This window comes from uncultured Phycicoccus sp. (assembly GCF_947495705.1).
GTDB lineage: Bacteria > Actinomycetota > Actinomycetes > Actinomycetales > Dermatophilaceae > Phycicoccus.
Genome location: NZ_CANLZR010000003.1, coordinates 1 through 22816, shown reverse-complemented (window position 1 = coordinate 22816; position 22816 = coordinate 1). Strand labels below are relative to the sequence as shown.

21 protein-coding genes and 1 riboswitch are annotated in these 22816 nt (G+C 73.3%); of the genes, 12 read left to right on the top strand and 9 right to left on the bottom strand.

Annotated features, from left to right (window positions below; translation table 11 throughout):
• Positions 1-58: 58 nt before the first annotated feature.
• From Q0963_RS05290 to Q0963_RS05265, 6 genes are all read left to right on the top strand, one after another.
• Positions 59-1213: a carbohydrate kinase family protein gene (locus tag Q0963_RS05290; protein ID WP_299443715.1), complete on the top strand. Its 1155-nt coding sequence runs from the start codon at positions 59-61 to the stop codon at positions 1211-1213.
• The gene (locus Q0963_RS05285; protein ID WP_299443712.1) at positions 1210-2571 is read left to right on the top strand and encodes an extracellular solute-binding protein; all 1362 of its coding nucleotides are present in this window, start codon (positions 1210-1212) and stop codon (positions 2569-2571) included. The genes Q0963_RS05290 and Q0963_RS05285 overlap by 4 nt, the downstream gene beginning before the upstream one ends.
• Positions 2568-3503, top strand: coding sequence for a carbohydrate ABC transporter permease (locus tag Q0963_RS05280; RefSeq protein ID WP_299443709.1), 936 nt, complete (start codon positions 2568-2570; stop codon positions 3501-3503). Before Q0963_RS05285 ends, Q0963_RS05280 begins: the two co-directional genes overlap by 4 nt.
• The gene (locus Q0963_RS05275; RefSeq protein ID WP_299443706.1) at positions 3503-4330 is read left to right on the top strand and encodes a carbohydrate ABC transporter permease; all 828 of its coding nucleotides are present in this window, start codon (positions 3503-3505) and stop codon (positions 4328-4330) included. The genes Q0963_RS05280 and Q0963_RS05275 overlap by 1 nt, the downstream gene beginning before the upstream one ends.
• A 43-nt stretch (positions 4331-4373) precedes the next feature.
• The gene (locus tag Q0963_RS05270; RefSeq protein ID WP_299443703.1) at positions 4374-7148 is read left to right on the top strand and encodes a sugar-binding protein; all 2775 of its coding nucleotides are present in this window, start codon (positions 4374-4376) and stop codon (positions 7146-7148) included.
• A 94-nt stretch (positions 7149-7242) separates the two neighbouring features.
• The gene (locus tag Q0963_RS05265) at positions 7243-7749 is read left to right on the top strand and encodes a metallophosphoesterase (RefSeq protein WP_299443700.1); all 507 of its coding nucleotides are present in this window, start codon (positions 7243-7245) and stop codon (positions 7747-7749) included.
• A 687-nt stretch (positions 7750-8436) separates the two neighbouring features.
• Here the strand turns inward: Q0963_RS05265 and Q0963_RS05260 are convergent.
• Positions 8437-9402: a YafY family protein gene (locus Q0963_RS05260; RefSeq protein ID WP_299443697.1), complete on the bottom strand. Its 966-nt coding sequence runs from the start codon at positions 9400-9402 to the stop codon at positions 8437-8439.
• A 55-nt stretch (positions 9403-9457) separates the two neighbouring features.
• On the opposite strand from Q0963_RS05260, the gene Q0963_RS05255 reads away from it, so the two are divergent.
• Together Q0963_RS05255 and Q0963_RS05250 are read left to right on the top strand one after the other, a co-directional pair.
• Positions 9458-10033 (top strand): dienelactone hydrolase family protein, encoded by a 576-nt coding sequence (locus tag Q0963_RS05255; protein WP_299443694.1) that lies wholly within the window; start codon positions 9458-9460, stop codon positions 10031-10033.
• Positions 10030-10635 (top strand): DUF664 domain-containing protein, encoded by a 606-nt coding sequence (locus Q0963_RS05250; protein ID WP_299443691.1) that lies wholly within the window; start codon positions 10030-10032, stop codon positions 10633-10635. Before Q0963_RS05255 ends, Q0963_RS05250 begins: the two co-directional genes overlap by 4 nt.
• 41 nt (positions 10636-10676) lie before the next feature.
• On the opposite strand, the gene Q0963_RS05245 is transcribed toward Q0963_RS05250, so the two are convergent.
• A complete protein-coding gene (locus Q0963_RS05245; protein WP_299443688.1) occupies positions 10677-11486 on the bottom strand; it encodes an alpha/beta fold hydrolase in 810 nt (269 codons plus the stop codon).
• 160 nt (positions 11487-11646) lie between these two features.
• Positions 11647-12516, bottom strand: a complete 870-nt coding sequence (locus Q0963_RS05240; RefSeq protein ID WP_299443685.1) for a peptidase inhibitor family I36 protein — start codon at positions 12514-12516, stop codon at positions 11647-11649.
• Between the two features lie 300 nt (positions 12517-12816).
• Between Q0963_RS05240 and Q0963_RS05235 the strand changes: the two genes are divergently transcribed.
• Complete coding sequence (locus Q0963_RS05235; protein WP_299443682.1) at positions 12817-14004, top strand: serine hydrolase; 1188 nt, start codon at positions 12817-12819, stop codon at positions 14002-14004.
• Positions 14005-14336: 332 nt separating this feature from the next.
• Here Q0963_RS05235 and Q0963_RS05230 read toward each other — a convergent pair whose 3' ends face one another.
• Positions 14337-15548 (bottom strand): ATP-binding protein, encoded by a 1212-nt coding sequence (locus Q0963_RS05230; RefSeq protein WP_299443679.1) that lies wholly within the window; start codon positions 15546-15548, stop codon positions 14337-14339.
• A 228-nt stretch (positions 15549-15776) separates the two neighbouring features.
• A riboswitch (guanidine-III (ykkC-III) riboswitch) is annotated at positions 15777-15842 on the top strand.
• 10 nt (positions 15843-15852) lie between these two features.
• Here Q0963_RS05230 and Q0963_RS05225 point away from each other — a divergent pair.
• A complete protein-coding gene (locus Q0963_RS05225) occupies positions 15853-16167 on the top strand; it encodes a multidrug efflux SMR transporter (protein WP_299443676.1) in 315 nt (104 codons plus the stop codon).
• Positions 16168-16305: 138 nt separating this feature from the next.
• Here Q0963_RS05225 and Q0963_RS05220 read toward each other — a convergent pair whose 3' ends face one another.
• From Q0963_RS05220 to Q0963_RS05200, 5 genes are all read right to left on the bottom strand, one after another.
• A complete protein-coding gene (locus tag Q0963_RS05220; RefSeq protein WP_299443674.1) occupies positions 16306-16641 on the bottom strand; it encodes a rhodanese-like domain-containing protein in 336 nt (111 codons plus the stop codon).
• Positions 16642-16671: 30 nt separating this feature from the next.
• A complete protein-coding gene (locus Q0963_RS05215; RefSeq protein ID WP_299443671.1) occupies positions 16672-17652 on the bottom strand; it encodes a hypothetical protein in 981 nt (326 codons plus the stop codon).
• 100 nt (positions 17653-17752) lie between these two features.
• Positions 17753-18613 carry an Fpg/Nei family DNA glycosylase gene (locus Q0963_RS05210; protein ID WP_299443667.1) on the bottom strand — a complete coding sequence of 287 codons (861 nt, stop codon included), beginning with the start codon at positions 18611-18613 and terminating at the stop codon, positions 17753-17755.
• A gap of 9 nt (positions 18614-18622) precedes the next feature.
• Positions 18623-19777 carry an App1 family protein gene (locus Q0963_RS05205; protein ID WP_299443664.1) on the bottom strand — a complete coding sequence of 385 codons (1155 nt, stop codon included), beginning with the start codon at positions 19775-19777 and terminating at the stop codon, positions 18623-18625.
• A 23-nt stretch (positions 19778-19800) separates the two neighbouring features.
• Positions 19801-20571, bottom strand: coding sequence for a GAF and ANTAR domain-containing protein (locus tag Q0963_RS05200; RefSeq protein ID WP_299443661.1), 771 nt, complete (start codon positions 20569-20571; stop codon positions 19801-19803).
• 88 nt (positions 20572-20659) lie between these two features.
• Between Q0963_RS05200 and Q0963_RS05195 the strand changes: the two genes are divergently transcribed.
• The gene (locus Q0963_RS05195; RefSeq protein ID WP_299443658.1) at positions 20660-21427 is read left to right on the top strand and encodes a fructosamine kinase family protein; all 768 of its coding nucleotides are present in this window, start codon (positions 20660-20662) and stop codon (positions 21425-21427) included.
• A complete protein-coding gene (locus tag Q0963_RS05190) occupies positions 21420-22601 on the top strand; it encodes a hypothetical protein (RefSeq protein ID WP_299443655.1) in 1182 nt (393 codons plus the stop codon). The genes Q0963_RS05195 and Q0963_RS05190 overlap by 8 nt, the downstream gene beginning before the upstream one ends.
• Positions 22602-22816 lie beyond the last annotated feature (215 nt).

The window sequence follows — 22816 nt, the reverse complement described above, 5'->3', positions numbered from 1 at the left end:
CGGACCCCTCGTGGGGTGCATGCTGGCGACTTCACCGACGAGACCAAGGAGCCCCACCGTGTCCTCGCAGGCCTTCGACCCGCTCGCTGCACTGCGACGGGACGGCGACCCCGACGTCGACGTGTTCGTGTGGGGGACGGTGTTCCTCGACATCATCATGACGGGTCTCGAGGCGCTGCCCGAAGGCGGGCAGGAGGTGTGGGCCGAGGGGATGGGGTCCTGCCCCGGCGGCATCGCCAACCTCGCCGTCGCGGCCCGTCGGCTGGGCCTGCGCACCTCGCTCGCCGCCGCGTTCGGGGACGACGCCTACGGGGACTTCTGCTGGGACACCCTCGCCGACGAGGAGCATGTCGACCTCAGCCGCTCCCGCCGCTTCGAGGGCTGGCACTCGCCGGTGACCGTGTCGATGGCCGTCGCCCGTGACCGGGGGATGGTCAGCCACGGCCACCCGCCGCCCATCGAGGCCTCCGCCCTGATCGGCGACCCTCCCCGGTCGCGCGCGGTCATGGCCGAACTCACCCCCGACCGCCCCCTCTTGGGCACCGACGGGCCCACCTGGGTCGAGAAGGCCAAGGCGGGCGGGGCGCTCATCTTCGCCGACGTCGGCTGGGACCCCACGGGTCGCTGGCCCCTCGACCTCCTCGACCAGCTGCAGGTGTGCGACGCCTTCCTGCCCAACGCCGTCGAGGCGATGGCCTACACCCGCACCCGGACCCCCAACGAGGCCCTGTACGTGCTCGCCGACCTCGTCCCGCTCGCGGTCGTCACGAACGGCGAGGAAGGCGCGCTGGCCATCGACTCACGCACCGGCGAGGAGGCCGTCGTCCCGGCACTGCGCGTCGACGCGCTCGACCCCACCGGCGCCGGCGACGTCTTCGGCGCGGCCGTCGTGCTCGGCACCGTGGCCGGATGGCCGCTGCCGCAGCGCGTCGCGTTCGCGTCGCTCTGCTCGGCGCTGGCCGTCCAGCACTTCGGCGGCTCCCTCGCCGCCCCCGGCTGGGGTGACATCGCCGACTGGTGGCACGGGCTGCGCGACGGCGCCGCCACCGACAGCTACCACCGGTCGCTGCGCCGCCGCTACGAGTTCCTCGACGACCTCGTCCCCCACGTCCCGCTCGGGGCCGTCCACCGCGCCACCGCCACCATCGCCCGCCACGTCGACGTCGAGGGATACCCCCCCGACACCACCCGTCACCGAGGAGCATCCGCATGAGGAGACGTCCGACCACCACCCTGCTCGCGGCAAGCGTGCTCGGGGCACTCGCCCTGACCGCCTGCACGCCCGGCTCGACCACCGGCAGCAGCCCGAGCGAGCAGCCGAGCGGAGACGTCAACACCGACCCCGCCTCGATGGGCGAGGTCACGCTGACCGTCTGGGACCAGGAGGTGCGCGGCGGCCAGGCGGCCCAGATCGAGCAGCTCAACAAGGAGTTCCAGGAGAAGTACCCCAACATCACGATCGAGCGGGTCACCCGGTCCTTCGACGATCTCAAGACGACGCTGGGCCTCGCCCTCTCCGGCAACGACGCGCCCGACGTGTTCCAGGCCAACAACGGCCGCCCCGACATGGGCAAGTTCGTCCAGGCCGGGCAGCTGCTGCCGCTCGACCGCTACGCGGAGGCGTACGCCTGGGGCGAGCGCTACCCCGAGTCGGTGCGCAAGTACTCGAGCTACTCCGAGGACGGCACGACCTTCGGGACCGGCAACCTGTACGGCCTGCCCCAGGTCGGCGAGGTCGTCGGCATCTTCGCCAACACCGCCCTGCTCGAGGACGCCGGCGTCGACGAGGTCCCCGCCACGTGGGCGGACTTCGAGGCCAGCCTCGAGACCGTCAAGTCCGCCGGCGAGCTGCCGCTCGTCCTCGGCAACCTCGACAAGTGGCCGGCCATCCACGTCTTCGGCACCGTGCAGGCGCAGACGACGCCCGCCGACCAGATCCGCACCCTCGGCTTCGGCCAGCCCGGCGGCAGCTGGACCACCCCCGAGAACACCGAAGCCGCACAGACGCTCGTCGACTGGGTCGACCAGGGATACCTGTCCAAGGACGTCAACGGCCTCGGCTACGACCCGGCCTGGCAGGACTTCACCAAGGGCGAGGGCGCCTACCTCATTGCGGGCACCTGGCTGCAGGCCGACCTGGCGAGCGCGATGGGTGACGACGTCACCTTCGTCCTCCCGCCGCCGGCGCAGGGCACTCCGGTCGCCACCGGCGGCACCGGCATCCCGTGGGCCGTCTCGAGCAAGACCGAGCACCCCGACGCCGCGGCCGCGTACATCGACTTCATCACGAACGCCGACGCGATGACCGTGCTCGCCGAGAACGAGAACCTCCCGGTGGCCGACACGGCCGCCCAGAAGGCCCCCAACGCGCTCGGGCAGGACGTCTTCACCGCGTTCGGCACCGCCGTCGAGGACGACGCGCTCGTGCCGTACCTCGACTACGCCACCCCGACGATGGCCGACACCCTGGGCGCCGCACTGCAGGATCTCCTCGCGAAGAAGGCGACGCCGGAGCAGTTCCTCGAGACGGTCCAGAAGGACTACGGCGACTTCGTCGCGCAGAACGGATGACGGACACGACGACCGCGGTCCCGCACCGCGTCAGCTCCCCGGGCCGGCCGCGCCACCGTTCCGGCCCGCCCGGGGAGCCCCGCAACGTCGGCTGGCTGTACGCCCTGCCGGCGCTGCTCGTCTACGCCGCCTTCCTGCTCTACCCGCTCGGGCGGGCCGTCCAGATCTCGCTGTACGACTGGAACGGCAACACCCTCGCCACCTGGGTCGGGCTCGACAACTACGTCGAGGTCGTTCGCGACCCCGCCCTGCGCGCCTCGTTCGGCCACGCGCTCGTCCTCATCGGCTTCTACGCCGTGCTCCCCCTCGCCGTCGGGCTCGTCCTGGCGGCGATCCTGGGCCGCGCCAGGGTCCGCGGCCTCGGGTTCTTCCGCACCGTCGTCTTCCTGCCGCAGGTCGTCGCGATGGTCGTCATCGCCGTCGCGTGGCGGCGGATGTACTCCCCGGACGGCGGCGTCAACGACCTCCTGCGCGCGCTGGGGCTCGGGGGGCTCACCCGCGGCTGGCTCGGGGACTACACCGCCGCGCTGCCCGCGGTCGGGCTCATCGGCACCTGGTTCGAGATCGGCCTCGTCACCGTCCTGCTCCTCGCCGGCATGGGCAAGATCCCCGGTGAGCTGTACGAGGCCTGCCGCCTCGACGGCGCCGGCCCGGTCCGCGAGTTCTTCACGGTCACCCTGCCGGCGCTGCGCGGCGAGATCGCCGTGGCGCTGACCCTGACCGTCATCGCGGCGCTGCGGACCTTCGACCTCGTCTACGTCACGACCCGCGGCGGGCCGGGGACGAGCACGTCGGTGCCGTCCTACGAGGTGTACAACCGGGCCTTCCAGCAGGGCCGCGTCGGCTCGGCCGCCGCCATCGCGGTCGTCCTCACCGTCATCATCTTCGCCATCTCGTTCGGGATCACCCGCATCGCGGAACGGGACCGCTGATGCGCGTCAACCGTGGCGAGGCCACCGCCAACTACGTCGTGCTCGTCGCTTTCGCCGTGTTCGCCCTCTGGCCGGTGCTCAGCGTCGTCGTGGCCGCGCTCGGCCCGGACGACGCCGCCGGCGCCTCGGTGACCGGGGGGGTCCTCGGCCTGCACCCCGAGAACTTCGTCACCGCCTGGGACCAGGGCAGGTTCGGCACCTACCTGCAGACCAGCCTGCTCGTCTCGAGCACCGTGGTCGTCGTGAGCCTCGTCCTGTCGCTGCTCGCCGGGTACGCCCTCGGGACGATGCGCTTCCGCGGCGCCACGGTCCTGTTCTACGTGTTCCTCGTCGGCATCATGATGCCGAGCGAGGCCGTCCTCGTGCCGCTGTACTACGACCTGCGGGCGCTGCAGCTCACCGACACCATCTGGGCGATCGTGCTCCCCCAGATCGCGCAGTCGGTGGCGTTCGGGACCTTCTGGATGCGTGCCTGGTTCCGCTCCTCGAGCCGCTCCATCGTTGAGGCCGCCCGGCTCGACGGCGCGTCGACCTGGCGCATCCTGTGGCAGGTGCTCGTGCCGCTGGCCCGGCCCGCGATCGTCACGCTCACCGTGCTCGTCTTCATGTGGACGTGGAACGAGTTCCTCGTCCCTCTCGTCATGGTCGTCTCCGAGTCGCTGCGCACGGCACCGCTCGGGCTGGCGTTCTTCCAGGGGCAGTACACGCAGGGCTTCACCCTGCTCGCGGCCGGGGCGTGCATCGTCGCCACCCCCGTGGTCGTCCTCTACCTGTTCCTGCAGCGCCACTTCATCGCCGGGATGCTCGAAGGGGCCGTCCGGGAGTAACACCACGCAGGGGAATCCGACAGAACGACAGGGAGGGTCAACGATGACCAGGTTCGACACCAGAGCGCGCGCCACCCGGCGCGCAGCGGGAGCCGTCGCGACAGCGGCCGCGCTCGCGCTCGCCGGGGCGGGAGCCGTCACGGCGGCGCCCGGAGCCGGGGGCCCGAAGCCGCCGGACGCGACCACCTCGGCCGGCACCCCGGTCGACCTCGGGGCCCTGTTCATCGGGGCCCACCCGGACGACGAGGCCTTCCAGCTGTCGGCCTACGGCGAGTGGGGGGACGAGCACGACCTGCGGACGGGGGTCGTCACCGTCACCCGCGGGGAGGGCGGCGGCAACGCCGTCGGACCCGAGGAGGGACCCGCGCTCGGCCTGCTCCGCGAGCAGGAGGAGCGCGCGGCCGTCGCCCGGGCCGGCATCACCGAGATCTTCAACCTCGACGAGGTCGACTTCTACTACACCGTCAGCGACGCCCTGACCCAGCAGGTGTGGGACCACGAGCAGGTGCTCGGCAAGGTCGTCCGGATCATCCGCGAGACCCGGCCCGAGATCCTCTCGACGATGGACCCGGCCCCGTCGCCGGGGAACCACGGCAACCACCAGCACGCCGCACGGCTCGCCATCGAGGCATTCGAGGTGGCCGGCGACCCGTCCCGCTTCCCCGAGCAGATCACCGACGAGGGCCTCGAGCCCTTCTCCCCCGACAAGCTGCTCATGCGCGGCCGGGCCACCGGGCCCACCGGCGAGCGCTGCATGAGCGACATCAGCCTCACCGACCCCACCCAGACGGTCTACGGCGTCTGGGCCGGTGAGACCGCGCCCGACGGCCGCACCTGGGCCGAGGTCGAGCGGGAGGCGCAGCGGCAGTACGCCTCCCAGGGATGGGCGAGCTTCCCCGACGTGCCGAGCGACCCCGCCAAGATCGGCTGCGACTACTTCCGGCAGATCGACTCGCGGGTCCCCTTCGCCGAGCCGGGGACGGCGGCGGCCCAGCAGTCCTCGGCCGCCCTCGCCGGGTCCGTCGTCCGGGCCCCCGGCGCCGTCCCGCTCGGCACCGGTCTGCGGGTCGACACCGAGCAGTACGGCGTCCTCGCCGGTTCGCCGTTCGAGGCGACGGTGACGGTCACCGCTCCGAAGCGCGCCCTGCCGGGCGCCTCGGTCGCGCTCGACCTCCCCGACGGCTGGACAGCCACGGGGTCGGGCGCGCTCGGCACGCTGACCCCGGGCCGGACCGTCACGAAGACCTTCACGGTCACCCCGGCGGCCGACGCGACCTCCGGTGAGCGCCAGCGGGTCGCGGCCCGGCTGTCGACGAAGGCCGGGTCCGGCTACTCGGACCGCGTCGTCGAGGTCGTGCCGTCGGTGACGGCGCAGCAGCAGCTGCTGCCCCAGGTCGCCGTCTTCGAGGACTGGGCTCCCGACGAGGCGCACCAGCCGCAGCTGAGCGGCACGGTGACCCCGGTCCTGACCCTGCCGTCCGGCGGCTCCCGCGAGGTCCGGGTGGACCTGCACAACAACGGGTCCGACGCCGAGTCCGGCGAGGTCTCACTCGACCTGCCGGACGGCTTCTCGGCGTCACCCGCGAGCCGGGCGTACGGCCCGCTCGCGGCCGGTGCCGACGGCAGCGTCACCTTCACCGTCACCAACACCGACTCCTCGCTGCCGACCGCGAACCAGGGCGGCACGCCCGGGGCCGCGGCCGGTGACTACGCCTACTCCATCGTCACGACGACGGCAGCGGGGCCGGCCACGAGCCGGGCAGCACTCGAGCTCGTCCCGACGACGGCGGTGGACGAGGCCTCGGCCGCGCCGGTCGTCGACGGCGTCGAGGGTGACGGCGAGTACCCGGGCGAGGCGATCGACATCTCCCGGCGGTGGGAGGGCAGCGCCTGCGAGTCCGCGGCCGACTGCTCGGCCACGGCCAAGGTCGCCTGGCACGACGACACCCTCAACGTCCTCGTCCACGTGACCGACGACGTGCTGGGCACCCGGCTCGACACCTCGGACTGCAAGCGGCACTGGCGGACCGACTCGGTCGAGATCGCCGTCGACCCCCGCGGTGACAGCGAGAACACGTCGACGACGTTCAAGGCGGCGGTCCTGCCGGCCACGACCGAGGGCCCCGCGTGCGGCCTGCGGGACGCCGACAACCGCCAGGGTCCGGCAGCGGAGACCGCCCCGGGCATGGAGGTCGCCTCGACGGTGGCCGAGCCGTTCGACGGGTACACCGTGGAGGTGGCGATCCCGATGGCCGAGCTGCCCGGGGCGATCGACCCCGAGCACATGGGGCTGAACATCTTCGTCTACGACTCCGACACCCAGGACAAGACGGGGCAGAGCCGCATCGGCTGGTCCACCTTCGGCGGCGTGCAGGGCGACCCGTACCGCTGGGGCGTCGCGACGCTCCCGGGCTACGAGCCCCCGGCCGACCGTCCGAGCGAGGCGCCGGAGCCGGTCATCCCGACGACGGCGCTGTCCTCGCTCGACAGCCCGCAGAGCATCGAGCAGGCGGTGCGCATCGACGTGCCGCTCGCCGGCGACCCCGCCAGCACCCGCGGCGACGCCGGGTGGGCCGAGTCGGCCTCGGTAGCGGGCGACACCGTGACCGTGCAGATGAGGGCCAACGGGCCGGGTGAGGCGCACGTGTTCGTCGTCGACGCCGACGGCACGGTCGGCTCGCGCACCGTCGAGGTCCCGGCGGGCAGGTCCGCGGTGACTCTCGACCTGGACGAGGCACCGGGTGAGGATGCCCGCGTCCTCGTCGGTTGGCTCGATGGGTCCGGAGGCACGCTCGCCTCGCGGGCCGACCTCGGCTGACGCACGGCAGCACCACCGGGAGGGGCCGGGTCGCCATCGTGCGGCTCGGCCCCTCGCGGGTCCCTGGCTCGGGGCGGGTGGCAGGGTGGTGCGGGTGACCGGTAGCCGCGTCCTGCTCATGAGCGACACCCATCTGCCCCGGCGCGCCAAGGACCTGCCGCCGGCGCTGTGGCGGGCCGTCGACGAGGCCGACCTCGTCATCCACGCCGGCGACTGGATGGAGGTCGACCTCCTGGACCGTCTCGAGGCCCGGTCGGCCCGCCTGCTCGGATGCTGGGGCAACAACGACGGCGAGGATCTGCGGGCCCGGCTCCCCGAGGTGGCCCGCGCCACCGTCGAGGGCGTGCGTGTGGCCGTCGTGCACGAGACCGGCTCCAAGGACCGCCGGGGAGAGCGGATGCGTCGGGACTACCCCGACGTCGACCTGCTCGTCTTCGGGCACAGCCACATCCCCTGGGACACCTCGCACGACGGGCTCCGCCTCCTCAACCCCGGCTCGCCGACGGACCGGCGCCGGGAGCCCGACTTCACCTGGATGACGCTGCGCCTGGCCGACGGCGGGGTCCACGACGTGGTCCTGCACCGCCTCGCGCCCCACTGAAACCAGGCACGAAGCCGGGCGCTTTCAGAGCACGGCGGGGCGCCCGCTTCGACTCGACGGCGACACCTGGACAACCGGGCAGCACGGGCGGATCCTGGGAGGGCGATCTGCGACGTCCGCGGAAGGAGTCGGACACGTGGCGGTGGGTTCTGGCCGTCGTCGTGGCCCTCGTCCTGGCGGTCGTCGTCGAGAATCGACGCGGCTCGTCAGGCAGCAAGAAGGCGGAGGATCGTCACCTCCACCGCCCGGACATCCGTGACGGTGGAGGCTACGAGCCCCCCGGTAGGGAGGAACCGACCATGTGGTGGGTGTGGGCCCTGGCTCTGGCGGCGGCCCTCCTCGTCGTGGTGCTCATGCTTCGCAGACGACGGGCCAGCGGGACCATTCGCAAGGAGGATCTACCGGCCCACAAGCGAGTAGATCAGGAAGGCTCGAATCCGGACCTCCCGGGTGGGCTCGGCGGCATCTGAGAACCCCTGACCCGGCCGAGGTGTCCGGCCGGGGGCCCGACTCCACGCGGATGGCGCTGCACCTGGAGGACGGCGGGGCCACGAGCGCCTGCACGGACTGCCCCCGCGCTGACCGGGCTCGGCCGCGCCAGTTCACCCGGGAAGCCGTCACATCGCCCGGGAAGACTCCTTGGGTGAGGTGCGGGGTTCCCGGGTGAGGTGCGGGGTCCCGGGCGCGCTACGGGGCGGGTGTCGCCCGCGTCGCGTCGGCGAGACGTCGGCTGAGCGCGTCGACGGCCGCGCGGAGCTCCGGGCCGGCGATGACCCGGAACGGGGCCGGGAGGCGAGCGAGGTCATGCGCGTAGCCGTTCACGTCGCTCGTGCTGCCGACGAGCCGCGTGCTCGTCGCGTCGACCGCCTCGAGCCGGCCCATCGCCCGGTTCAGCCAGGCCAGCTCGGCCATCGGTGCGTCGATGACGACCTCGGTCGGGTGCTCCCACCCGACCCCCAGATGCTCCTCGAGCGTCGCGACGGGGTCGAGGGCGGGGGGCAGCGCGAAGGTCCGGTCCAGGTCCTCCACCCGCAGGACCCGGTCCACGCGGTAGGTGCGGACCGACCCCGAGCGGACCGAGCGGCAGAGCAGGTACCAGCGTCCGTGCCGCACGACGACGGCCCACGGCTCGACCTCGGTCCTGAACTCCCGGCCGTTCTCCGATCGGTACTCGACCGCGACGCAGCGCAGCTCGCTGCGCGCCCGGACCAGGGCCACCGTCGTCGCCGGGTCGGGCCGGGCGGCGCCACGGTCCGGCGCGGCGGCCGTGGCCCGGCGGACGACGTCGGCCTGGTCGGCCACGTGCTGCGGCATCGCCCGGAGCAGCTTGGCGACGGCGGCGCCGACGGGGTCGGACGGGTCGGCGGTCGGGTGGTGCCCGTCGAGCACGGCCATGACGAGCCCGAGCGCCTCGTCCCCGCTGAACGCCACCGGCGGCAGGCGGGTCCCCCGGCCGAGCCGGTACCCCCCCATCGGCCCACGGACCGACTCGACGGGGATCTCCGCCTGCCGGAGGATGTCGACGTAGCGACGCACGGCTCGGTCGGACACTCCGAGCCGCGCCGCGAGCCGGTCGGCCGTGATGCCCGGCTGGTCCCGGATCGCCTCCATCGCGAGCAGGGCCCGCGCCGCGGGCGAGGTCTCCGATCTCACCACGCCATCGTGATCCGGACGCGTTCCGTCCGCAACCGGGCCTACGGTGCTCGCCATGACACACGTCCTGCTCATCCACCACATCCAGGGCCTCACCCCCGGGGTCGTCGCACTGGCCGATGCACTGCGCGCCGCGGGTCACGAGGTCCACACCCCGGACCTCTTCGACGGCCGGACGTTCGGCGCGATCGACGACGGGTTCGCCTACGCCCGCTCGGTCGGCTTCGACGCGGTCCGGGCACCTGCCCTCGCCGCGGCGGACGGCTTGCCGCCGGGCTTCGTCGTCGCCGGCATCTCCTTCGGGGTCATGGCCGCGCTCCAGGTGGCGACGAACCAGCCGGGCATCGCGGGGGCGCTGCTCTACGAGAGCTTCGCCGACCCGGCGGAGTTCGGGACTTGGCCCGACGGTCTGTCGGCGCAGGTGCACGGGATGGACGCGGACCCGTTCTTCGCGCTCGAGGGCGACCTCGAGGCCGCTCGGGCCTTCGCAGCCGACCATGAGGCGGTCGAGGTCTTCACGTACCCCGGCGGCGAGCACCTGTTCGTCGACAGCTCACTACCGTCCTACGACGAAGGGGCGACCCGGCTCGTCGTCGAGCGCTCGCTCGACCTGCTCGGACGGCTGTCGTGAGCGAGGCACCCGTGGCGCCCGGGCCCGGAAGCGCCGAGACGCTGTGGGAGCCGCCGCTGGCGGGGGGCGAGGCCGAGCACCTCCTCGGGGCGCTCGACCGGATGCGGTGGACGTTCCGGTACAAGGTCGACGCCCTCGACGCCGAGGGGCTCGGCACTCGTGTCGGCGCGTCCGCGCTGACCCTCGGGCGCCTGCTCAAGCACCTCGCCGCCGTCGAGGACTCCTACTCCACCGAGAAGCTGACGGGGGCACCCCTGCCGGCTGTCTGGGACGACAACGGCTGGGACGAGGACGAGGACTGGGAGCTGACCTCGGCGGATGCCGACGCCCCCGCGACGCTCTACGCGACGTACGACGGCGCCGTCGCCCGATCCCGGGCCGCTGTCGCCGCGGTGATTTCGGAACGCGGACTCGGTGGCGAGGCCCACATCTCGATGCCGGACGGTCGGCACGCGAGCGTCCGCCGCGTGCTGTTCGACCTCCTCGAGGAGTACGGCCGGCACACCGGGCACGCCGACCTGCTGCGCGAGGCGGTGGACGGCCGCGTCGGCGAGGACCCGCCCCCGGGCTGGCGCGCCACGGGCTCCGCCACCTTCTCCTGAGGTGCGGCTCGCCGGCACCTCCCCGTCGGCGACGGCTGGGGTCAGGCGCGGTGCTCGGCGAGCCAGTCGAGGAGGAGGTCGGTGAAGCGCGCCGGCTGCTCCATCGAGGGCAGGTGCGCGACATCCGGCCAGTCGACCCGGCGGGCGCCCGGGATGCCGCGGGCCACCCGGTCGGCGGCATCCCGGCTCGTGTCCAGGTCGTGCCGACCGACGACGACGAGGGTGGGTGCGCGGACCTCGCCGAGCCGGTCGAGCGCAGGCGGGTCGAGCTCGACCTCCTCGGGCTCCCCCAGCGCCTCCCCCACCTCGAAGGCGCGGCGCTGCATCCGGCGCACCGCCGCGGCGACGGCCGGGTCGGCGTCGGCCCGGTCGCGGTCGGCGCCCACGACCCAGGCGTCGACGTTGGCCTCGACCGCGGCGTCGAGGTCACCCACGTCGAGTGCCGCCGACTCGGCGTCGACGAAGGCCCGCAGGTCCGGGGTCATCGCGGCGAGCAGGCTGCCACCCGGAGGGGCGAGCAGGAGCGACGCCACCCGGTCGGCGGCGGTCAGGGCCAGCTCGACCGCCACCCCGGCGCCGAAGGAGGACCCCACGACGTGGCAGCGGTCGACGCCCAGCCCGTCGAGGAGGGCGAGGAGGTCGGCGACGTGGTCAAGCGCACCCTCGGGCGCCGCCGCGGAGTCGCCGAAGCCCCTCAGGTCCGGCCGGACGACGTCGAACCCGGCCGCGAGCGCCGGCCACTGGGGGTCCCACATCCGCCGGTCGGCGACCCCCGCGTGGACGAGCAGCACCGATGGTCGCCCCGGGTCACCCGCACGGTCGTACTTGATCCCGCTGGCCGTCACCGGCATGTCCGCCCTCTCGTCGGTCGTGTGGTCCGCCCCCGACGCTAGTGCGACCCCGCGAGAGCTGCGTCCTGGGGCGCGGCACGCGGCACCGACGGCCGTCCGCGCCCCCGCGACGCGACGGGCCCCCTCGCTCGGAGGGGGCCGTCGGGTCAGCGGGCGTGCGTCACTGGCAGCAGGCGTTGTAGCCCCGGTCCATCCAGAACTGGGTGGGGATGTCGTTCACGAGCGTGCTGTCGCTGCTGTAGTTCGCCGCGGTCTGGCGGCCGTTGCGCACCTCGACGTGGGTGTGCGACGAGCCTGCCCCGCGGGAGGCCTCGGTCCCGATCTTCTGTCCTCGAGAGATGGACTGCCCGACCGAGAGGCTCAGCGGGTTGAGGTGGAGGTAGATGACCGTCTTGTCGAAGCCGGCGTTGTAGATGGCCAGGGTGGACAGGTCGTTGCCCGTGCCCCCGCCCTCGCTGACCCGGGTGACCGTGCCGTTGAGCATCGAGTGCACGTCCGCGCCGGACTGGTGGGCCACATCGATGCCCTCGTGCCGGCCGGAGGTCTGGAGGTAGCCGTCGAACCAGGCAGTGACCCGCGCCGACCCGGTGTGGTAGACGCCGTACTCGAAGGTATCGTTCCCCGCCACGCCGACGACGTGGCCGGCGTTCTCGTTCTTCAGCTCGGGCCGGAGATTGACCTTGTCACCCGCGGCGATGGAGTCGATGGCGCCAGACCAGTTGCTCTTGTAGAACACCGTGACGACGGTGGACTCACGGTTCCAGACCGACGCGACATTGTTCTTGATGCACTGGCCCTTGCCGCTGCCGGTCGACACGAACTCGATGCACCCCGCGCCGGTGCCGTAGTCCTTCTGGCTGTTCGCGAGGTCGACGAGCGAGCCGCCGTGGTCGGAGTTGTAGTACAGGCAGAACTCGCCCGTCTCGCACACCCCGTTCTTGGCCGTGGCGGCCTGGGCCGCCGGTGCCGTCGCCAGTGTCGCCGCGGCGAGTGCCGCGGCCGCGCCGAGCAGCGCGATCTTCTTCATCATGGTGAACCCCCTTGCGACGGCCCTGCGGCCGCCGACGAATCGACGCCCGGACCCGCCTCGTGGCGCCCCGGGCCTTCCCCCGGCGGGCTCGACGAGCCCGCACGCGGCCATCGTGCCCGAGCCGACGGGCCCCCGCCAGCCCAGGGAGTGCGGCGCCAACGTCGGCGACGACCCGGGATGGCCTCGGGGAGGGTCCGACGTGACTATGGTCCCCGAAGCGGCCCGGGTCGATACTGGACCGCGGGACGCCTGCGTCCGTTGCCGAGGCGCGGGCTCGGTGGTCGGGAGGTGGCCATGGGGATGTCGGCCCGGTCAGGCGCGGCGCTGTTCTCGGTCCTCATGCTCGCCGCGTGCACCGGCTCGAGAATGGGTTCGGACCCGTCCGTCCTGCCGACGACCAGGCCCGCGCAGACGCCGATCCTGTCCTCCAGAGCACTCCCGTGGCCGGCGCCGCCGACTTCTGCCCTGCCCGCCGACCGGAGCACGCCGATGCTCGCCGAGATGCAGCGCTGGATCGACCGGGAGTTCATGCCGGGCGCGACCGCTGCCGTCGTGTCGCCATACGGTGTCTGGAGCGCGGCCGTCGGCGTCGACGGGCAGGGGGCCCGTCTCGAGCCCACCTCTGGCATGTCGCTGGGGAACGTGACTCAGACCTTCGTGGCCGCCGAGGCGCTGCTGCTCGCCGAGCAGGGGAAGCTCGACCTGGATCGTCCGGCCTCGACCTACGTCCCCGCACGGCAGCTCGCCAACGGCGTCACGACCCGCCAGCTCCTCGGCCACCGCGCCGGCATCCCCGACCCCGGCCAGGAGCCGTACGCCGCCGTGTTCACCACCCCGGACACGCACTGGTCGACCAAGCAGTTCCTCGCTCCCGTGCCGAAGGCGACGGCGCCCCCCGGCGAGACGTTCTACGAGGACACCACGAACTACGTCCTGGCCGCCCTCGTTCTCGAGAAGGTGTCGGGTCGCAGCACCGCCACCGCGATCGACGGCGATCTGTGGACGCCGCTCGGGCTCGAGCGGCTCGCCTACCAGGACGAGCAGCGTCTACCCGAACCGATCGCCGCCCCCGGCGAGGACGAGGACCTTCCCCAGGGCCAGACCGGTCGGCCCTACCTCCCGTTCCGCTCCCTGGCCAGCGCCATCGCGGCGTCCCATGGGGTCGCCGGCGACGCTGCATCGGTGGCCCAGTGGGGCTACGCCCTCTACGGCGGGCTCGTGCTGGCGCCCGCGAGCGTGGCCCAGCTCACCGACTTCGACCAGAACGTCGGACCCGGCTACGGTCTGGCGACCTTCGACTTCACGACGCCCCATTGGCTCAGGTGGAACATAGACGGATACGGCATGCGGGGCGGGACCGTCGGCTACCGCAGCGTCGTGGCCGTCTACCCCGCCCACAATCTGAGCGTCGCGATCCTCTCCCCCTCCACGGTCGACGTCCTCCCTTACGTACGCCACCTCGTCAACGCGGGACTGCTCCTCGATTGAGGGCTCGGGCCCACGAGAAGGGACCTCCGTGGCGAGCCTGGACGGACCCATCGGTGACGCGAGAGCGGCGAAAGGAGACGCACATGTGGATGTGGGGATGGGCGATCGGGGCCATCGTCGTCGTTGCGATCGTTGCGATCGTGGTCGACCGTCGTCGTGGCTCGACGGGTGAGCACAGGTCGGGGGACCGCGCGGGGACGCGCACGCGCCCGGACTCCACGATCGAAGGTGACCCCACAACGGGCGGTACCTGGGTGACTCGGGGCCGCGGAAGCCGGGGCCCTTCGAGCTGAGGCGTGCTGTGGAAGCAATGTCAGGTGGGCGCCGAGCGGTCAGGTGTGGTCGCGCAGGTACCGGCCGAAGTGCGGGACCGTGAAGGCGATGAGGCCGCGCTCGCCCGAGTAGATGAGGCCCTTCTTCAGCAGCGCGTCACGTGCCGGCGAGAGCGACTGCGGCTTGCGCTCGAGGTGGGCCGCGACGTCGGCGGTCGGGACGGCGTCCATCTCGTCGGCGCCGGAGGCGGCCGCGACCTCCGCCATCGCGCGCAGGTACTCGCGTTCGCCGGGCGTCGCCCGCTCGAACCGGGAGCCGAAGAAGCCGACGGCCAGCTCGGACTCGGCCTCGGGCGCGGCGACCTCCACGTCCGCGGCCGTGATGGGCGAGCCGGGAGCCCTGTCCCACACCGCCTTCCCGTACGCCTGGATGAAGTACGGGTAGCCGCCGGTGGCCGCGTACAGCGCCGCGAGCGCGTCGGCTGCGTACTCCGCACCTTCCTCCTGCGCGGGACGGACGAGCGCCGCCTCGGCGGCGGCGCGGTCGAGCCGGTCGATCCGGGAGTAGCGGAACAGGCGCTCGGAGTAGGACTTCGATGCCGACAGCACGGCCGGCAGGTGCGGCAGGCCGGCCCCGACGACGATGAGGGGCAACCCCGTCTGGCTGATCTCGTGGGCGGCCGCGCACAGGGCCGAGACGTCGTCGGGCTCCAGGTCCTGCATCTCGTCGATGAACACGGCGATGCCGCGCCCGGTGTCGGCTGCCATCCCGCCGAGGTCGGAGAGGAGCTCGACGAGATCGATCTCGATGTCCCCGGAGTCGGCCCGCCCGGCCACCGCCGGCACCGAGATGCCCGGGTTCCAGCGGTCACGCAGCTTGGGCGCGGCACCTCCGCGGGTGGCCGCCACGGGCTCGCGCTGCGCGAAGGACCGGATGACCCCGAGGGCGTGGTCCCCTGCTCCGCCGGCCGGCCCGAGCTCGCGCACGGCCTGGTGCACGGCCGAGGACAGCGGTCGCCGCAGCGACTGGTCCGGCCGCGCTTCGAGCTTGCCGGTCCCCCATCCGGCCCGCACCGCGGCGGACCGGAGCGCGTTGAGCAGCACGGTCTTGCCGACGCCGCGCAGCCCCGTGAGGACGATGGAGCGCTCCGGCCGGCCGCGCGCCACCCGCTCGAGCACGACGTCGAAGGCATCGAGCTGCTCGTCGCGCCCGGCGAGCTCGGGCGGGCGCTGGCCGGCGCCAGGGGCGTACGGGTTCCGGATCGGGTCCACGATCGCAGCGTATGAGGTTCTCTAGCGCCCACCCGATACATCCGCAGAGAGCGGCATCGCGTGTCGGGCGGCAGCCGTCCGAGGGGGCCGGCCTCCGATTCGCCTCGCTACGGTCATCTATCCCTGACGCTAGACGACGTGAGACGAACCGATCGAGGGGGACGGCCCGGCGCCTAATGATGCTGTTCGCCGGATTGCTGCCCGCCGCGGCGGCGTGCGACCCTGGGTGCAGAGCCCGGTACGGGCTCCCGGACGAGGGACGCCGTACCCGGACACGCGACAAGACGGCTCGAAGGAGTGCGTCATGTCCTGGTTCGTCCTCATCCTGTCCGGGGTGCTCGAGGCCGTCTGGGCCACCGCCCTGGGTCGCGCCGAGGGGTTCACCCGCGTCGGCCCGATCGTGGTCTTCGCGGTGGCGCTCCTGGCGAGCATGCTCGGCCTCGGCTTCGCGATGCGCGACCTGCCCGTGGGCACGGCGTACGCGGTGTGGGTCGGCATCGGCGCGGTGCTCACCGTGGGGTACGCAATGGCCACCGGGGAGGAAGCGGTCTCGATCGTGCGGATCCTGCTCGTGCTCGGCGTCGTCGGCTGCGTCATCGGCCTCAAGCTCACCCACTGACCCCCCGCCTGACATTCCGGGGTCACTCCGGAATGTCAGGCCGGCACGGGGTCCGAAGCCGCGCCACGCTGACGAACCGGTGTGCCGCGGCCGGGTCGTCCGCTCACCCGACTGTCCGCGCCCCCGAGATCCAACGAGTCAGGAGACGGTGGGCTCGCCGTCCTTGGCGTCCATGGGGCGCCCCGCGGCCAGCCACGCCCGCATCCCGCCGGCGAGGTTGGCCACCTCGTACCCCTGCTGCGCGAGCCACGGCATGACGCGCTGGACCCGCCCACCGGACCGGCAGGCGATGACCAGCGGCTCGTCGCGGTCGAGGAAGGGCGCGAGCTCGTCGACCCGCTGCGGCAGCTCGGACATGGGGATGTGCACGGCGGTCGGGGCGTGCCCTCGGTCCCACTCGTCCTGCTCGCGGATGTCGAGGAAGGCCTGGTCGTCGGGCACGTCGGTCACGGGGACCTCGGGGAACTCACTCATCCCTCCAGCATCCCAGAGCAGGGGACCCGATCAGCCCTGGGCTGCCTGGTAGTCCTCCCACGTGACCACCGTGCGCTGCGGCGAGCTCGACGGCACCCGGTCGTCGCAGTTGCCGAGCCCGTCCTTCTTGAACGTCCACTCGTAGACCTGGCAGTAACCGCGCGGGTACCCCTGGTCGAGGACGTCGGCCGGGGGCGTGGTGTCGCCGTGGACGGTCCAGGCCATCTGGTAGTCGTTGACGGCCACCGCGTGGATGTGGTCGCTGCGTTCCCAGGCGGCGAAGCCGACGTCGCGTAGGGCCTGGAGCCGGTTGTCGATGACGGTGCGGTTGCCGGCGTAGTCGGTGATCCGGACGTCGATGATGCCGCCGCCGTCGTGCGTGCCGTACGAGGAGCCGGCGCACGACGCCCCGCAGTACCCGCCCTGGGTGATGATCATCTTCGCGGCGTTGTCCTGGCCGCGCCGGGTGAGCAGCGCCCGCGCCTCGACGAACATGTCGCGGGTCCGCTCGTTGACGACGTCGGTGCCGTCGTTGCTCAGCCCGCCCGGGGCCTTGCTCAGCGTGATGCGCTTGCCGACGTCGTAGGACCCGACGGTGTCGAACCGGTTGCCGCCGAGCTGCCGCAGCTCCCAGGGGCTGGGAATGCCGTTGCGGGTGTGGACGCCGTTCTGGCCCAGCGCCTTCTCGAACGTCGCCCACGCAGCGGTGGTCGTCGTCCCCCAGTACCCGTCGGACCACGTGCTCGCGAGGTACCCCTCGGCAACGAGGGCCTTCTCGACCCGGAGGACGTGGTCGTGCGCGGTCGTCACCGAGTCCGTGCGGTACGGGTCGAGCGTCGCGGCGAGCAGGACGCGGCCTGCGTTGACGTTGGGCAGCGAGGTGCACTGGTCGTCGGGTGGGCACGCCGCCACGGCGGCGGGGGCCGGCCCGCCGGCCAGCGCCCCGGCCAGCGCTGCGACGGCGATGGCGCCTCGGCCGAGCAGCCGACGGCGGGTGTGAACGACGGACATGGTGGGTCCTCCCCCTCGGGCGCCGGTCTCCCCCCGACGCGTCGGTTCCAGACCCTAGACCCGATCGCCTCGACCGGCCAGGGGAACAGCGACCGGACCGTTACTTGAGGAACTTGCTCGTCCGGCGGTCGGCCAGCGGCTTGCCCCCGGTCTGGCACGTGGCGCAGTACTGCAGGGAGGAGTCGGCGAACGAGACCTCCCGGACGACGTCGCCGCACTCCGGGCACGGCTCGCCGGTGCGGCCGTGGACACGCATGCCGGCACGCTTGGCGTCCTTGAGCTCCTTCGCGGGTTTGCCCGACGCGGTGGCGACGGCGTGCCCCAGGGTGTCGCGCAGCGCCGTGTAGAGGCGCCGGACCTGCTCGGGGTCCAGGGTCGCGGCCAGCGCGAACGGCGACAGCTTGGCGACGTGCAGGATCTCGTCCGAGTAGGCGTTGCCGACCCCGGCGATGATCGACTGGTCGCGCAGGAGGCCCTTCACCTGCATCCGGTGCCCGGCGAGGATCGCGCCGAAGGCCTCCTCGGTGAAGTCGTCCGCCAGCGGGTCGGGCCCGAGCGCGGCCACGCCGGGGACGTCCTCGACCCGGTTGACGAGGTACGCCGCGAGCCGCTTCTGGGTCCCCGCCTCGGTGAGGTCGAAGCCCGAGCCGTCGTCGAAGCGCACCCGGAGGGCGATCGGCGACTTGCCCGGCCGCAGCCTCGTCGCCGGCATCGCGTCGGACCACCGCAGCCACCCGGCACGAGCGAGGTGGAAGACGAGGTGCGTTCCCCCGCAATCGAGGTCGAGGAACTTGCCGTGCCGGGAGACGCCGTCGACCGGCGCCCCGGCGAGCGCCTCCGGCGGCGGGGTGAAGGTCTTCAGCACGTGGAAGGACCCGAGCTCGACGCCGGTGACGACGAGCCCGTCCGTGCGTTCACGCAGGAAGTCGGCCAGCGCCTGCACCTCGGGCAGCTCGGGCATGTGCCGACGCTATCGCTCGTCGGGGTCCGGCAGCAGGTAGTCGGGCGGGTCGTCCACACCGCCGGTGGCGACGGCCGACGCGTACTCGCCGAGGGTGCGCGGGTGCTCACGCTCGCCCCACACCCCGCGCACCCGGCGGCGGAGCGCGTACCCGTCCGCGCCCCGCAGGACCGGCACCTCGAGGCGCGCGGTGGGCGCCGGGGCGATGTCGTCGGTGGCGACCGGGAGGGCGTGCGACAGCACCTGCTCGCCGGCCGTCAGCTCGCGGAGCGCGATGCCCCGCACCCGGTCGGGGCGCTTGCTCGCGAACTCGGTGTAGAGGCTCGGATCGTGCTGACCGTCGTCGCCGACGAGGAGCCAACGCACGTTCGGCAGCTCCCGTGCCAGCCGATGCAGCTGGGCGCGCTTGTGCTCCTGCCCGGACCGGAACCACCCGGTGTTCGTCGGCCCCCAGTCGGTGAGGAGCATCGGCCCCGCCGGGTAGCCGTTGCGGCGCAGGAACCGGGTCAGCTGGGGGGCGGTGTTCCAGGCGCCGGTGGAGAGGTAGATGACCGGGGCGTCGGGCTGGGACGCGAGCAGCTCGCGGTACATCGTCGCCATCCCCGGGACCGGGCGGCGGGCCCCCTCGGACCGGACGAAGGTGTTCCAGGCGGCGATCAGGGGGCGGGGCAGGGACGTCGACAGGACCGTGTCGTCGATGTCGCTGATGATCCCGTGCGTCACCTGGGACCCGACGACGAGCACGGGCGCCTCCATCGGCTGCGCCCGGGGGGAGTCGAGGTAGACCTGGTGCCAGCCCGGAGTGAGCCCGTGCCCGCGGACCGTGAGGTCGATGTAGCCACCGCGGTCGGTGCGGGTCGTGACCAGGCGCTCGTTGACCCGCACCGTGACCGGCTCGTCCGCGACGGGCGCGGCGAAAAAGGCGCGCCAGCCGCGCGTCTCGAGCTCGACCGCGCGCAGCCGTGCCGCGTACGTCGCGTCGAGGGGCTCCTCCTCCGGGCGGGGCCGGCTCATGATGACCCGGCCGAAGACCCGAAGCTGCGCCGTGCTGCCGTATCCGGTGCTCGGGACGATGCGGGTCGCCCAGCCGCGCCTCTCCAGGAGGCGCGCCTTACGGTCGGTATAGGCGTCCTCGATGAGTGCAGCCGCGTGCGGTCGCGCCATGCCGTGACTCTATGTGAGAACTCTCAGACCGGTGGACGCAACCCGTCGGTTCCGTCGACGACACCCGCGATGACCTGCTCGGCCAGCGCCCGCACCTTGACGTTGCGGTCCTGGGAGGTCCGGCGCAGCACCTCGAACGCCTGGTGCTCCGGGATGCCACGCAGGGCCATGATCACGCCCTTGGCCTGCTCGATGACCGCCCGGCTCGCCATCGCCTGCTCGAGCTGGCCGGCGAGCCGTCGCATCCCGTCGAGCTGGGTGAGGGCGACGACCGCATCGGCGCACCGGCCGGCCGCGACGCGCACGAGGGCGGCGTCGAAGCCGTCGAAGGCGTTCCGCTCCCACGCGTACAGGTTGATCGCGCCCACACACTCCTCACCGCTGCGCAGCGGCACCGCGTAGAGGCTGCGCATCCCGTCCTGGCGGGTGACCTGCGCGAAGGCGGGCCAGCGTCCGTCGTCCGTGGCGAGGTCGTCGACGCGCTGCTCCTCACCGGTGCGGGCCGCGTCGAGGCACGGACCCTCGTCGAGGGCGTACTGGACGGCGTCGATCTCGAGGGTCTGCACGGTGGAGTAGGCCGCCGTGTGCGGGCGGTCGTTGCTGAGGATGGTGATGCCCACCTCGTCGCAGCCGACGACGTGCCGACGGACCGCGTGGACGACCCGCTCGAGGTAGTCCGACAGTTCCTCCATCGACTCCAGGACCCCGCCGATGTCGTTGCTCATGGACTCGAGCACGGTCGTCGCGTCGGTGTCGGCGTCGTCCGGCAGCGGCTGCGTCAGGATGTCGGCCATGCGTCTGTCCTCCGAGGTCAACCTGGGTGCGACCCGCACTGTAGCGCCATGTCCATCCCCGGTGGGCCCACGGTGCGACGATGTGGCAATGCCCCCCCGGTACCGCAAGTCCTCCGACGACGTGCCCCCGGGCTACTTCGCCTGGGAGGCCGCCGGGCTGCGGTGGCTCGCCGACGCCGGGGGTGCCCCGATCGTCGGGGTGGTCGACGTGGCCGCCACGCACCTCGACCTGGTCCGGCTCGATCCCGCCCCGTCTCACCGGGACGCCGCCGAGCGGCTCGGGCGTGCCCTGGCCACCACCCACGCGGCCGGGGCTGGCGCGTTCGGCGCGGGCCCGGCCGGCTGGGCCGGTGACGGGTGGCTCGGCCCTCTCGACGAGCCGCTGCCGCTGACGCTCGGGGCCTGGGACAGCTGGGCCGCCTTCTACGCCGAGGCACGGGTGCTCCCACTGGCCCGGCTCGGCCGCGAGCGGGGCGTCTTCGACGCCGGCGCCGACGCCCCCCTGCACCGCCTGGCCGCCACCCTCCGGTCCGGTGGGCTCGACACCGCGGATGCCCCCGCCCGCCTGCACGGCGACCTGTGGTCCGGCAACATCATGTGGACCGCGGACGGGGCGGTCCTCATCGACCCGGCGGCCCACGGCGGCCACCGCGAAGCCGACCTCGCGATGCTCGCCCTCTTCGGGGCGCCGCACCTCGACCGGATCCTCGCGGCCTACGACGAGGCCGCCCCGCTCGCCACCGGGTGGCGGGACCGGGTGCTGCTGCACCAGGTCCACCCGCTGCTGGTGCACGCGGTCCTCTTCGGCGGCTCCTACGTCCGTCGCGCCCTCGATGCGGCCGCACGGTATGCCTGAGCACGCCGGCGACGCCCCGGGGCCGAGCGCCGTCGACGCCTTCGGCGCGCGATGGCGGCTCGACGTCCACGGGCTCGGGGCCCCTCTGGATGCCCGGATGCGCGAGCTGTGGCGCCGGGCTGCACCGCCCCACCTCGGCGGGGAGGCAGAGGACGTCCGCGACTTCGTCATCACCCGCGCCGACGACGCGGTGATCATCGACGGCTCCCCGTACCGGGTGCACGACGACGCGGTGCCGTACGCCGTGTCCCGCGCCCTCACCGTCGCCTCGATCGGGCGGCGCAGCGGGGCCTGCCTGCTGCTCCACGCGGCAGGGGTCGCCGCCCCCGACGGGACGACCCTGGCCCTCGTCGCGCCCTCCGGCACGGGGAAGACGACGGCCGCGCGGACGCTGGGGCGGTCCTTCGGCTACGTGAGCGACGAGACCGTTGCGATCGAGGACGACCTGACGGTGCGCGCCTACCCCAAGCCGCTCTCGGTCGTCGTCGACCCCGATTCACCCCACGACAAGATCGAGTCCTCTCCCGACGAGCTCGGGCTGGTCCGGGCCCCGGACCGGCTGCGGCTGGGTGGGGTCGTCGTCCTCGAGCGCGACCCCGCCGTCGACGCGCCGACCCTCACCGAGATCGGCCTGGTCGAGGCCGCCGTCGAGGTCATCCCGCAGACCTCCGCCTGGCTGCGGATGGCGGAGCCGGCGACGGCCCTGGCGGGCGCGCTGTGCGCCGGTGGGGGGCCGTGGCGGCTGCGGTACCGCGAGATCGCGGACTGCCGGGCGCTGCTCGAGGGGCTCGTCCGCCCCCCGGCCGTCCCCCCGCGGATGGACTGGACCTGGGAGCCGGGCCCGTGCCTGGGCGACGGCACCGAGGCCCGTCAGGCGTCGGCGGGAGGCGACGTGACCGGCTGGTCCACTGCCGGTCGGGTCCGCCGCGCGTCGTACCGCTTCGCGCTGCATTCCGAAGGAGCGACCCTCGCCGTCGTCGGCATGGTCCCGCTCGGCCTGCCGGGCCTGGCCGCCACGCTGTGGCAGGCGGCGGCCGAGCCGTTGGGCATCAAGGCGCTCACCGCGGCTGCGGTCGCGGTCCACGGCGGCCACCCGCGCGCGGCCGAGGTGGTCGACGCGACGGTCCGCAGCCTCCTGTCCAGTGGAGCCTTCGAGCTCGTCACGGCCGGCTGAGCACGCCGGTCCTGGGGCCGGTAGGGCGGCGCCGGACGGGCACAGGGGATCCGTCCGACACCGCCCCTCGACGGGGCTCGACCCCCGGCGGCGCCGAACGGGTTGCAGGGACCCGTCCGACACCGCCCTCACCGAGGCCGACCCCCGGCGGCGCCGAACGGGTTGCAGGGACCCGTCCGACACCGCCCTCACCGAGGCCGACCCCCGGCGGCGCC